A 12,501-nucleotide genomic window follows, 5' to 3' on the forward strand; every position below is an offset into this window, starting at 1 on the left:
TGTACAAAATATTATTTTACCTCCTGGCGGCGCAGAAAAGTGATCACAGCATTGCCAACTTTTTCGGACCAATGTTCTTGAGGATAATGCCCCGCTTGTTCCAGTGTGACTAACTCTGCATTTTGCAGGGAACCGACTAGCTTTTGAACTGGTTCAACACTCAGCCAAGGATCGGTCAAACCCCAGACAAATAAAGTTGGTCTAGTCCATCCTTTCAAGCCGGATTCAATTTCTGCCATTGACTGCGGTAATTGAATATTGCGGACAGTATTCATCAGGGATCGACCCGCATCCGAACTCTTCAAAAACGGGCGGCGGTAAACATCTAAATCCTTGTCGGATATCGTCTGGCGGCTGCCACCTTCGAGAGTCCTGTCAACCAAAAGCGGGTCTTGCGTCATCATGTCGCCAATAAAAGGCAGCCCCAACTGCTGCATTTTCCAAGGCAACTTGATGTCTGGTGAAACTGGTGTATTTATGATGGCTAGACGCTCAATTTTATCGGGATTGCGTAAAGCATATTGAATGCCGGCTGAAGCTAAAAATCCTTGGACAACGAGGTAAAATCGGTCTAATTCTATAGCTTGAATAAAGCCAGCGAGGGCATCAACAAAAGCATCGGGAGTGTAGGCAAAGTCGCGTTTGTCTGGTTTGGTCGATCGCCCGTAACCCACCCAATCAGGGGCGATCGATCTAAATCCCTGTGCAGCCAAATCCGGCATCATTACAGTCCAGGTAAAACTCTGGGACGGCAAACCGTGCAGCAGCAGTACGGGCAGTTTACCAGTTTCGTTAACCGGATTTGTTTCCCGATAAAACCATTTCAGCGAGCCTACTTCAACTATCTTCTCATCAATTAACATTATTTTACTGGGTATTTATCAAAGAATAAGGCGGGGAATACCCGCCCTACTTACCTAATAGTTGGGTGTGCATAAAACACCTTACCCAACTAATTACAGCCGCGTTTAGAAATTCATTTCAGCAGCTTGAACTTTTTCGACCTGTTTCTTCTTGAGAACCAGCATGATTTGAGCCAGCATGGTTATAGCCACAAAAGCCATCAATCCTTTAACTCGATCAGCACTTTGCAGCACAATCTCCACATCTTTTTGACCGAAGCCGCCCACATTAGGATTGCTCGTCAAAAGTTCGCCTGCTACAACTGTTTGTCCTTCGGAAACAATCAGTTCGGGGCCTGCAGGAATCGTATCAACAACTGCTGCACCTTCTGCAGGTTGAATTTTCACTTCATAACCGCCAGATTCCGGTTGAGAAATCTTAGAAATGGTGCCAGCTACCGAAGCATTGTAAACAGTATTATTGCTCTTTTCGCCAGTAGGATAAACCTGACCACGACCGCGGTTCCCACCAACATAAATTTGGTATTTGCCGTAGTGAACGGACTTGTCAGTTTCCGGATTCGGCGACAAAACTGGGAATACCAATTCTTTGTATTGTTCTCCCGGTACTGGGCCCACTAAAACAACATTTTCTTGGGTTTCGCTGTAAGGTTGGAAGTAAAGATCGCCGACTTTTTCCTTCATTTCTTCAGGAATTCTGTCAGCGGGAGCAATCTTGAAACCTTCGGGCAACATCACAACTGCGCCGATATTCAAGCCACCTTTGCTACCATCGCCGACAACTTGCTGCACGCTAGTATCGTAGGGAATCTTGACAATAGCTTCAAACACCGTATCGGGCAAAACAGATTGCGGTACTTCAACTTCAGTCGGTTTTGCACCGAGGTGACAGTTAGCGCAAACAATGCGGCCTGTGGCTTCGCGGGGAGTAGCGGGTGCTGTTTGCTGAGCCCAGAAAGGGTAAGCAAATGCTGCTTGGGGAAGTGCGATGTCGCTGGTGAGAAAAAATGCTGCGGCTGCGATCGCAATTAAGGCAGTTTTCGCGATCGTCCTGGCACTGCGGCGAAATATCGCAGATAAATTAGTTTGTGGCATTAGAGTATTCAATCTCAAAGGTCAGACAATTTTGGATTTTGGATTTTGGATTTTGGATTTTGGATTTTGGATTTTGGATTATTAGACTGCTTTAGGGATGCACTTATCTGTGGTTTTCACCATTCACCCCCTATCTAAAATCTCAAATCTAAAATCCAAAATAGTTTAAGACCACCAAGGTGCTTCGCCGGTGCGGAAATCTGTTTCTTTCCAAGTTGTAAAAGCGATCTTGTCATCTGCGACAGTGGCGTGGGCCAGGGCCAGAGACAAAGGCGCGGGGCCGCGCACCACTTTGCCCTCATTGTTGTATTGAGAACCGTGGCAAGGACAGATAAACTTGTTTTCGCTAACATTCCAAGGCACGACGCAACCCAAGTGAGTGCAAACTGCATTGATGCCGTAGTCGGCGATAGATTGATCTTCTTTCACCACAACATAGGTGGGGTCGCCTTTGAGACCTTGGGCTAAGGTGCGATCGCCCGCAGGGTGCGAAGCCAAATATTCGCTAACGATGATGTCGTTACCCAAAGCATCTTTAGCTGTCACTCCGCCGCCAACTGCCCCACTCGCCGGAGGAACAAAATATTGGACAACGGGATAGAGTGCGCCCAGTGCCACACCTGTGACTGTACCGAACGTCAGCAAATTCATAAATTGGCGACGCCCCATATCGGGAACATCGGGATTTCCAGCAGAAGATTGAGCCATGACCTGCCTTTACGGTTTTAAGTTACGTTTGTTTGTTAGCTGTTAGCGAACCTGTACGTGCAGAGGAAGGAGGATAATTGCCGTTAATCTGCTCGCACAAATTTTAGGCCGCGAAAATTCCTTTTAAGAATGCGCCTTCCAGCCTTTATTAGAGTATTATTACATTTTTTGAACTTTGTCTTTTATTGTTTAATGGATTAACTCAGGAGCAACCATGACGGGCAAGGATTTACACCAACTACTGCTAGAAAAATGGGGAAAGTCTTACGATATCAGATTGCGGCGAACACGGGGCAAGATTTTTGTGCAAGTTATGTGGAAATATCTAGAACAGGCATCTTTTCCCATGACGGAGGCTGATTATTTCGAGCATTTGGATGCGGTGGCCAATTACCTCAACGGCTGGGGGAGCACAGAACAGGTGAGAGAATATATCGTGACTACTCGCGATCGCCCGCGCTTGGGTAAAGCTGTTAGCGTTCCCCTCGATTTGGGTGAAAGAGCCTCGGAGTGGTTGCTAGACGAGTTTTGAAGCACTCAGTCGATTTTATGATTTTAGATTTTAGATTTTTAGATTGACTCCACATCCGGGATCTGGGGGAGTTCCCTAAAGTTTTGTGTCGCGCCGCGGCTGGATTAGTTGAGCCCAAAGTCCCGAAAATCGATCGGCGAGCTTGTCATACGACTTGCCGCTGGTGAGAAACTAAGCTGTGGCGCATCTAATTTGCACGGGTGTTTTGATTCAAAGTCTTGTGTGGCCGGCTTTCCTGCGCGCCGCCAACTGTGGGATTTAAATGCTGCAACAGTTTCTGGGGCTTTTTAGGGGCTTTTTTAATTTTGGGCGATCGGACTTCTAGCTTACCAAAATCATCGGAACCAATTTCTGTCAACAATTTCACATACAATGAGTGTCAGATATCTTGTGAAATTTAGGAGAATGTTGTAATGGGTGTTGCACTGGGAATGGTTGAAGTCTTAGGATTTCCCGCTGCAGTAGAAGTTGCGGACTCAATGGTGAAAGCAGCCCGTGTTACTTTAGTTCGCTATGAGAAAATAACCCGCGCCTACTGGACAATTATAGTGCGAGGAGATGTTTCTGAAGTGCAAGCAGCCGTTGCTGCTGGAATTGAATCAGTTAAAAAGGTCGATGGCGGAAAGTTGCTATCGTATCACATAATTGCTCGTCCCCACGAGAATCTCGATTACATTTTGCCGATCGGCTATACTCCCGAAGTCGAACAGTTCCGAATGTAGTCAAAGTTTTGACAAAACTTTGGTGTTGAATTTTAACTTTTAGTAATTATAGAGGCGCGGGCGATCGGGTCTCTATATTTTTTTTGCTGCCAGTCGATCGATCGTTCTGTGGAGTTTTTAGCGCCCTAAAAGCTTTACCAAACCAACCCCTCCAAAATACAAGCTCAGCACCGCACCTCCTAAAAGACTTTGCGTTAAAGGGTCAGTAGAAGGCGTTAACACCGCTCCCAAAACTGCCGCTCCCAAGACTACATACCGCCAGCCGGAGAGCATTTGGTTGGAAGAAACTATGCCCAAAACGCCGAGCAATACTTGGACGATCGGGATTTGAAAAGCTAAGCCGGTGCTGAACATTAACAGCAGCACAAATTTAAAGTATTTGTCGATAGACCACAACTGCTCTACAACATCCGCTCCATAGGTAACAAAGAAGTTGAGCGCCGCCGGAATCAGAGCGATGTAAGCAAAGACTAACCCGCCCAAAAATAGGAAACTTGAACCGAAAAATACAGGCCCCAGCAACCTGCGTTCTTTGCGAGTCAAGCCGGGGAGAACAAACAGCGCTATCTGGTAAAAAATAAACGGAGTGGCGAGGAGCAAGCCGCTGTATCCGGCTACTTCGATAGAAACAAAGAAATACTCGCCGGGAGCTAGTTGCAGAAACTTGACGGGACCGGCCGGTACTTCTAGCAGTTGCACGATGGGTTTAACTGTTAAAAAGCAACCGATTACAGCGATTACTACTGCAATTAGCGAGTAGAAAAGTCGCAGACGCAATTCTTCTAAATGCTCGAACAAAGACATCTCAACTTCGTCGGGAAGTTCGTCGAGAAATTCGTTTTCTAAGTTGCGAGAACCCATCGCACCGCCTGCGATTGGTGCAATGCTGTTTTCCTGGCTAATTGCTTCGAGGTTGTTCTCGGAACCTTGTTCGGGTGTCTCCAAGTTTGAGGGAGCAGTCATAGGAAATGGGTAATTGGTAAGGGATAATTGGGAAGAGGGAATGGGTCATTGAAAATTGGTAATTGGAAATTCGTAATTTGGAATAGTTATTTCATAATTGCTCCGAATTCCTTCTTCATTCTTCATTCTGACTTCAGCAGCAGAAGGAACGATCGATAATTAATCCGTGTAGGGGTGTCAAAATCCGTGTATTGCCTTCATTATTCAATCCCGATCGCAATTTTGCCGATCGCGCGGCCGGTTTCGCTGTAAGCGTGGGCTGCTGCTACTTCTTGTAAGCTGTAAGTGCGATCGACAATCGGCTCAACTTTCTCGGATTCTATTAACTCCCGCAAAGCCCCTAAATCGCTCGTGTTGGCATTGGCTAGAATGAATTTAGCTTTTTTACCCGATATAAACCAGCTTGTTAACATCGGTGCGAGGTTGTCTAAACTCTGCAAAGTCGAGATATAAACTCCCTCTGGTTGCAGCACTTTTTCGCATTCAGCAAATGTTCTTGTCCCGACAGCATCCAAGATTATATCATATTTTTCGGGCTGTTGAGTAAAGTCAATTTCTGCGTAATCCCGGACAAAATCCGCTCCCAAACTCTTGACAAACTCTCTATTTTTAGCACTGCAAACTCCCGTTACTTCCGCGTTCATTGCTTTCGCAACTTGCACGGCAAAAGTGCCAACTCCGCCGGAAGCACCGTTAATCAATACTTGGTTTCCTGCTTGGATTTGACCCAAATCCCTGAGCGATTGCAAAGCAGTTAAACCTGCGATCGGTACTCCTGCTGCTTCTGCATGAGTGATGTTTTTCGGTTTAATTGCTGCATCGGATTCTGGCACGACCGCGTATTCGGCGCAAGCACCCCCACTGATGGGATTTAAGAAAGTATAAACTTCATCTCCGGGTTGAAATTTGGTGACTTCCCGGCCGACTTCCACGACAACTCCCGATATGTCAGAACCGACGATTCGAGGAAAGTTAAATCCTGTTAATAGTTGCAGGTGTCCTTGCCGGATTTTCCAGTCTACGGGATTGACGCTGCTAGCGCGAACTCGCACTAACAATTCGTTGGATTTGGCGATCGGCTTTTCCAATTCTCGGTACAGCAATTCCTCGGCTGAACCGTAGCGATCGAACGCAACTGCTTTCATGGCAAATTTTCCGGTTTATTTCCAATAGAACACTCAATCCTTTACAATTACAGCACATTGGATCTAAATGTGACACAGTAAATTCAGCCAGCCTTGTAGCAGCGGGCGATCGACTCTTAGAGGCCTCCTGACAGGGGGCAGGCGTGAGGTAATGGGCCCGCTGGCCCAGTGCGATGGCTACCGATTAAAATTAATAGGAACAGGGCGAGCGATCCCATAACCCTGAGCATAATCTACTCCAATCTCCCGCAATTTTTCTAAGATAGTCTCGTCTTCGACAAACTCAGCTATAGTTTGCAGATTCATCGCATGGGCAATACGATTAAAGCCTTCAACGAGCGCTTGAGAAATCAAATTATGACTAATATTCTTGACAAAAGCACCATCAATCTTTAAATAATCAACTGGTAAATTCATCAGATAGGCAAACGAACTCAATCCACTGCCAAAATCATCTAAAGCAAAGCGACAGCCAATTTTTTTGAGTTCACTTATGAAATATCTGGCTTGCTCAAAATTTGCGATTGCTGCGGTTTCCGTGATTTCAAAACCAATGCTTTGGGGTGGGACTTGGTAGCGAGAAAATTGTTTGATTAAAAACCTCAGAAACTGATTGTTACTAATGCTAGCCCCAGAAAGATTTATCGTATACAAGCCTGTACTCTGAACATCTCTCTCCGGCAAATTGTGATAATTAGAGAAAAAAGTTGCGATTACCCAACAATCGATCTCAGTTATCAACCCGTACCGCTCGGCGGCTGGAATAAACTCATTTGGAGATACTAATTGTCCATTTTCGTCGAGCATTCTGAGCAAAATCTCATAATGCTCTACTAATGGTTTAGAAGTAATAGAGACAATCTTTTGGTAGTAGAGACAAAAACTATTGGTTTCCAGCGCTCGGCTGATTTTGGAAACCAACTGCCTCTCACCACGTTGTTTAATTAGTTCGCCATCATCTAGACGATAAATATGAACACAGTTTCGCCCTCGGGCTTTGGCGGCATAACAAGCTGCATCAGCCGCTCCCAGAAGCTCCCTCAAATCTTGGCTTGTTTGGTCAATAGCAACAACTCCAATGCTGACTCCGACAATAAAGGTTTTGCCATTCCAAATAAACCGAAACTGATGCACTAGGTCTTTGAGGTTTTCCGCAATCTGAGTTGCTTGAGAGAGCGAACATTGAGTGAGTAAAATACCAAATTCATCACCTCCCAAGCGAGCTACCATATCATTAGCACGGACTCCCTCTTGAATAAGTGCGGTGATTTGGCGCAGTAGCTCATCGCCAGCAATATGACCGGCGGTATCGTTAACGACTTTGAACTGATCTAAATCTAAATAACAGAGAGCGTGCTGCTGATTGCTATCTTCAACAGAGGCGATCGCCTCAACTAGGTGCTGCTCAAATCTTCGACGGTTGATTAACCCCGTTAGGGCATCGTGACTGGCTTCCCAAGATAGTTGACGGCTGAGATAGCGCGATTCAGTAACATCATGAAAGACTATTACTGCCCCAATAATTTGACCTTGGCGGTCTCGAATAGGTGCTGCCGAGTCAGCAATGGGATACTCGGTTCCATCATCGGCAATCAGAATAGTATTGTTAGCTAAGGTCACAATTCGCTGCTCTAATAGAGCCTGGTTTATAGGATTCTCTACTGGCTCTCGCGTTACTGCATCAACAATTACGAAGACTGTAGAGAAAGGAACTCCTTGAACCTCATGAGTTTTCCAGCCTGTCAGTCGCTCAGCTATAGGATTGAAATATCTCACCTTACCTTGGGCATCAGTAGTAATGACCGCATCGCCAATGGATTGTAGTGTCACTTGAGCCAATTCCTTTTCGGAAAAGAGAGACTCTTCGAGACGTTGCCGTTGTTCAATTTCTATCAAGAGACGTAAATTCTGCTCTTGGAGACTTTGTTGCAGCCGTCGGATAGTTAGGTGGGTTTCGACACGAGCTAATACTTCTTCGACTTGAAATGGCTTAGCAATATAATCTACCCCTCCGGCAGCCAGCCCTTGCACTTTATTGAAAGTTTCATTGAGAGCACTCAAAAAAATTATTGGAATGTCTGCGGTGCGCTCATCTGATTTTAATTGTCGGCAAACTTCATAGCCATCAAGATCTGGCAATTTAATATCTAGTAAAATTAGCTCCGTCGATGGCGATTGGGCGGCTCGGATAGCCATTGCCCCTGTTATAGCACTGCGAACTTTATAACCCTCTTCCCTCAAAGTATCCCTGAGCAGACGCAGGTTATCAGGCAGATCGTCAACAATTAAAATATTGCCTCGGTAGTTTGTAGCTTGCTCGCTAATCTTATCGCTAGTTCTATCGACAATCATACTGATTTCCCGAGTTTCCTGCTAGAGGAATATAACCCTATGCACCAATAGTATAGTTGAATTATTAGATTATAAAGCTCACTTTACACACAAAGAAATCTTGCGATCCCCGAGATATTCGACTGGCAAGGGGGCGCAGCCATACAAAATCTGAATTGTTCGGGTAGGGGCAGTCCCCCCGTGGTTACTCTTCTTAGCTGCACATAACATTAGAAGAAGAATGTGTCAACTCAAACAGCCGATTTATGAACAAGCGCATTTCTCACATGGCCAGTCTACTCGTCATTGCGATCGGATGTCTCGTGCTGCTGGGTTGGCAATTTGACATCTCGCTACTCAAAAGCGGTTTTCCCGGTATGGCTTCGACCATGAAAGCAAACACGGCAATTTGCTTTTTGCTGGCTGGAGTATCTTTGAGATTGTTGCAGTACCCAAGAACCCGACTGCACAATCGCATCGCTCAAGGGATGGCAAGATTCATAATCATCGTCGGTATGCTGACGCTGAGCCAGTATATTTTTGGTTGGAAGCTGGGTATTGATCAGTGGCTTTTCCGAGATTTCGTTTCTTCAGCGACTCCTGATCCGGGAAGCATTGGAGTCAATACCGCCCTAAATTTTGTGCTGATGGGAGTAGCATTGTTACTGTTAGGGCAAAATTCCCAACGACACACTTGGTTGGCTCAGATTTTTAGTAGTGTTGCAGCTTTAATTTCTCTACTAGCTTTATTTGGACACATATTCAGTGTCGATATTTTTGAACGGTTGGTCACAATTACGACGACTCAACCCCTAAACACGATCGCCACCTTTTTCATCCTCTATGGAGGAATTTTATTCCTCCGCCCTAATGAAGGATTAATGCAAGTAGTAACCAGTCCCCTGGTCGGGGGAGTAATGGTTCGATGGTTGCTGCCTTGGGGGACAATCTTTCCAGTGACACTGAACTGGTTCACTCTTCAGGGAGAGAATTCAGGCTGGTATAACGCTAATTTTGGCTATACATTGCGTTCAACAGTTATGGTTTTCACCTTCTCAATTCTCATCTTGGGGACAGCTCGATTTTTGGATCAGATAGATTACAAGCGCCAGCAAGCCGAAGCAGAAATTAAAAAACTTAACGAAACTTTAGAAGTTCTTGTGGCTGAACGAACAGATGCTTTACAAAAATCGCAGGCTCGTTTTGCGGGAATTCTAGAAATCGCCAATGATGCAATTATTTCAGTCGATCGCACTCAACGCATTACCCTGTTTAATCAAGGGGCAGAAAAGATGTTTGGCTATAAAATGGAGGATATTTTAGGGGAGCCACTGAATTTACTGCTGCCAGAACAGTTTAGAGATGCACATCCGCAGCATATCAAAAAATTTGCACACTCTTCTAGCAGAGCGCGAAGGATGGGAGAACGAGGCGAGATTTTGGGTCGTCGTCGAGATGGAACGCAGTTTGCGGCTGAAGCCTCTATTTCTAGGCTGGAAATGGGAGACGAAATGGTATTTACTGTTATTCTGCGCGATATTAGCGATCGCAAACAAATTGAGATGGCTTTACGAAACAGTGAAGAGCAGTTTCGCCATGCGTTTGAAGATGCCTCTATCGGAATGGCGATCGTTTCACTTGATGGGCACTGGATTAAAGTCAACCCGGCCTTATGTCAGATTCTTGGCTACTCCTCAGAAGAGTTGTTAGCGTTAACTTTCCAAGACATCACCCATCCTGACGATTTAGACGGGGATCTTAATTATGCACATCAACTATTAGCAGGAACAATTTCCACTTACCAAATGGAAAAACGGTATTTCCATAAGCAAGGACATATTATTTGGATTATTCTTAACGGCTCCCTCGTACAAGATGAAGAGGGAAATTCACTGCATTTTATTTCTCAGATCCAAGAAATTACGGCTCGAAAAGAAGCTCAAAAAACGCTAGAACTCCAAAGCGTTATCATGAATAACATGGGAGGAGGAGTGTGTTTGATTAAAGCCTCAGACCTCATGATCGTCTACACCAATCCTACCTTTGACGCTTTGTTTGGCTACACAGAGGGCGAACTCGCAGGTCAATACGTTGGTGTCTTGAATTATGTCGATACAAAGGTTACACCAGATGTAAGCGTTCTAGATATGGTCACTCAAATTGAAGAGACGGGGCAAGCGAAATATGAAGTCCACAATAAAAAGAAAGATGGAACTGTCTTTTGGTGCAGAGTTCATACATCCATGTTTGAGCATCCTGAATACGGAACTGTATATGTTGCCGTTCAGGAGGACGCAACAGAGCTAAAACTGGCTGAGCAAGCCTTGCAAGCGACGACAAATCGCCTCCACTTTCTTCTAAACTACAGCCCCGTTGTCATTTTTAGCAGTAAACCTGCTGGCGATTATGGCGCAACGTTCATCAGCGAAAATATCAAAGATATATTGGGCTACGAAAGCCGCGAGTTTTTAGAAGATTCTAAATTTTGGGTGAATCACTTACACCCAGATGATGTAGAACCAGTGCTTAATGGTTTAGCAAATGTATTTGTTAATGATTTTTCTTTCCACGAATACCGTTTTCGTCGCTCCGATGGGGTTTATCGCTGGATGCTCAGTCAGCTTAGGCTAATTCGAGATCGTTTAGGTACACCAGTAGAAATCTTGGGATATTTAATTGACATTAGCGATCGCAAACAAGCTGAGTTGGAATTTCACCAAGCAAATGAAGCAAACCAAGCCAAGACTGTCTTCCTCGCCAACATGAGCCACGAGCTCCGCACCCCCCTGAACTCAATTTTGGGATTCACGCAATTGATGAGCTATGAGAGAAATCTGACTCCTTCTCTCCAAGAACGTTTACAGATTGTCAACCGTAGCGGTAGACATTTATTGGACTTGATTAACGAGATTTTAGATTTATCCAAAATAGAGAGTGGACGGATGACTCTCAATCTTTCTGACTTTGATTTGACAAATTTGTTGGCTTCTATTGAAGAAATGTTCCAAGTTAAAGTCCAATCTAAAGAATTGCAACTAATTTGCGAGCTAGCTCCCGACCTTCCTAAATTTGTGCATAGCGACGAGAAAAAACTCTATCAAGTCTTCGTCAATCTGCTCGGTAATGCGATTAAGTTTACCAACCAAGGAAGCGTCACCCTACGGGTAAGAGCAACGCAAAGAAACAAAACATCCTGTCACCTATGTTTTGAAGTTGAGGATACAGGCGTAGGAATTGCACCCACAGAAATTGATAGCCTATTTAAGGTATTTGTGCAAGCCCAAGCTGGGAATAATTTGAGTCAAGGCAGTGGACTTGGTTTAGCCATCAGTCAAAAACTCGTCAAACTCATGGGCGGTCAAATTCGCGTTAAAAGCACTTTGCAACAAGGTAGCACTTTCTCCTTTGAGATTCCTGTACAGTTACCTGAAGCAGAATCCGTACCCCCAGAATCAAGTAATCAAAGAGTAATTGGTTTAGCTCCCGGACAACCAACTTACCGGATTCTAATTGTTGAAGATTTAGAAGAAAATCGCCGCTTGTTAGTCGATATCCTTACCTCGATTGGTTTGGAGGTGAGAGAAGCAAAACAGGGAGTGGAGGCACTCTCACTGTGGGAGAGTTGGCGGCCCCACCTGATTCTGATGGATCTACGAATGCCGATCGTCGATGGCTACACAGCTACTAAATATATTAGAGAACGCCCTAAGAGCCAAGAAACTGTCATTATTGCTTTAACTGCCAGTGTTTTTGAAGAAGATCGAGAGAAAGTTCTTATGGCTGGCTGTAACGACTTTATAAGCAAGCCCTTTCAGCAAAGAGAAATCTTTGACAAACTTGCTAAATATTTGGGAGTGCAATATATCTACGAAGTCCTAGAACAAACTCCACAAAAACTATTGATTGAAACGGTGTCTGTAGAAGCTCTATCCATGATGCCCCCTCACTGGTTAGAACAAATGTATCAAGCCGCTTACTATCTCGATACCGAAGTTATGAACGAATTAATCGTACAAATTCCCAAATCCAAAGCAAGTTTGTCCACCGCACTAACGGATTATATCAATAATTTTAATTCTGACCGAATTATGGAGTTAATTCGCCCTCTGCTGCCGAATCCAGTGTAGTTATGGAGTTTAAGG

At 44.8% G+C, this 12,501-nt stretch carries 10 protein-coding genes; 3 read left to right on the top strand and 7 right to left on the bottom strand.

The annotated features are described in order from the left end of the window. Positions 1–11 precede the first annotated feature (11 nt). The 3 genes from QT996_RS01200 to petC form a co-directional block, all read right to left on the bottom strand. Entirely contained in the window at positions 12–863 is an 852-nt protein-coding gene (locus QT996_RS01200; RefSeq protein WP_333044066.1) for an alpha/beta fold hydrolase, read from the bottom strand. Positions 864–968: 105 nt separating this feature from the next. Beyond that, positions 969–1,958 (bottom strand): cytochrome f, encoded by a 990-nt coding sequence (petA, locus tag QT996_RS01205; protein ID WP_333044067.1) that lies wholly within the window; start codon positions 1,956–1,958, stop codon positions 969–971. Between the two features lie 165 nt (positions 1,959–2,123). Further along, the gene (gene petC / locus QT996_RS01210; RefSeq protein WP_333044068.1) at positions 2,124–2,666 is read right to left on the bottom strand and encodes a cytochrome b6-f complex iron-sulfur subunit; all 543 of its coding nucleotides are present in this window, start codon (positions 2,664–2,666) and stop codon (positions 2,124–2,126) included. A 214-nt stretch (positions 2,667–2,880) separates the two neighbouring features. Here petC and QT996_RS01215 point away from each other — a divergent pair, with 214 nt between their 5' ends. Then, the gene (locus QT996_RS01215) at positions 2,881–3,198 is read left to right on the top strand and encodes a DUF3067 family protein (protein WP_190661639.1); all 318 of its coding nucleotides are present in this window, start codon (positions 2,881–2,883) and stop codon (positions 3,196–3,198) included. Between the two features lie 187 nt (positions 3,199–3,385). Here the strand turns inward: QT996_RS01215 and QT996_RS01220 are convergent, their stop codons facing one another. Further along, positions 3,386–3,565 (bottom strand): hypothetical protein, encoded by a 180-nt coding sequence (locus QT996_RS01220; protein WP_333044069.1) that lies wholly within the window; start codon positions 3,563–3,565, stop codon positions 3,386–3,388. Positions 3,566–3,611: 46 nt separating this feature from the next. Here QT996_RS01220 and QT996_RS01225 point away from each other — a divergent pair, with 46 nt between their 5' ends. Then, positions 3,612–3,920, top strand: coding sequence for a carbon dioxide-concentrating mechanism protein CcmK (locus QT996_RS01225; protein WP_333044070.1), 309 nt, complete (start codon positions 3,612–3,614; stop codon positions 3,918–3,920). Between the two features lie 117 nt (positions 3,921–4,037). Here the strand turns inward: QT996_RS01225 and tatC are convergent, their stop codons facing one another. The 3 genes from tatC to QT996_RS01240 form a co-directional block, all read right to left on the bottom strand. Continuing rightward, positions 4,038–4,883 (bottom strand): twin-arginine translocase subunit TatC, encoded by an 846-nt coding sequence (gene tatC / locus QT996_RS01230; RefSeq protein ID WP_333044071.1) that lies wholly within the window; start codon positions 4,881–4,883, stop codon positions 4,038–4,040. Positions 4,884–5,083: 200 nt separating this feature from the next. Then, positions 5,084–6,028 (bottom strand): NAD(P)-dependent alcohol dehydrogenase, encoded by a 945-nt coding sequence (locus QT996_RS01235; RefSeq protein ID WP_333044072.1) that lies wholly within the window; start codon positions 6,026–6,028, stop codon positions 5,084–5,086. 177 nt (positions 6,029–6,205) lie between these two features. Beyond that, a complete protein-coding gene (locus tag QT996_RS01240; RefSeq protein ID WP_333044073.1) occupies positions 6,206–8,380 on the bottom strand; it encodes an EAL domain-containing protein in 2,175 nt (724 codons plus the stop codon). Between the two features lie 245 nt (positions 8,381–8,625). On the opposite strand from QT996_RS01240, the gene QT996_RS01245 reads away from it, so the two are divergent. Continuing rightward, positions 8,626–12,486 carry a PAS domain S-box protein gene (locus tag QT996_RS01245; RefSeq protein ID WP_333044074.1) on the top strand — a complete coding sequence of 1,287 codons (3,861 nt, stop codon included), beginning with the start codon at positions 8,626–8,628 and terminating at the stop codon, positions 12,484–12,486. Positions 12,487–12,501 lie beyond the last annotated feature (15 nt).

The organism is Microcoleus sp. S13C4 (assembly GCF_036700865.1).
Lineage (GTDB): Bacteria > Cyanobacteriota > Cyanobacteriia > Cyanobacteriales > Microcoleaceae > Microcoleus.

Bases quoted from the DNA above. Each gene is read 5' to 3' on its own strand.
- QT996_RS01240 (WP_333044073.1), bottom strand. From the start codon at position 8,380: ATGATTGTCGATAGAACTAGCGATAAGATTAGCGAGCAAGCTACAAAC.
- petC (WP_333044068.1), bottom strand. From the start codon at position 2,666: ATGGCTCAATCTTCTGCTGGAAATCCCGATGTTCCCGATATGGGGCGT.
- QT996_RS01200 (WP_333044066.1), bottom strand. From the start codon at position 863: ATGTTAATTGATGAGAAGATAGTTGAAGTAGGCTCGCTGAAATGGTTT.
- QT996_RS01245 (WP_333044074.1), top strand. From the start codon at position 8,626: ATGAACAAGCGCATTTCTCACATGGCCAGTCTACTCGTCATTGCGATC.
- tatC (WP_333044071.1), bottom strand. From the start codon at position 4,883: ATGACTGCTCCCTCAAACTTGGAGACACCCGAACAAGGTTCCGAGAAC.
- petA (WP_333044067.1), bottom strand. From the start codon at position 1,958: ATGCCACAAACTAATTTATCTGCGATATTTCGCCGCAGTGCCAGGACG.
- QT996_RS01235 (WP_333044072.1), bottom strand. From the start codon at position 6,028: ATGAAAGCAGTTGCGTTCGATCGCTACGGTTCAGCCGAGGAATTGCTG.
- QT996_RS01225 (WP_333044070.1), top strand. From the start codon at position 3,612: ATGGGTGTTGCACTGGGAATGGTTGAAGTCTTAGGATTTCCCGCTGCA.
- QT996_RS01215 (WP_190661639.1), top strand. From the start codon at position 2,881: ATGACGGGCAAGGATTTACACCAACTACTGCTAGAAAAATGGGGAAAG.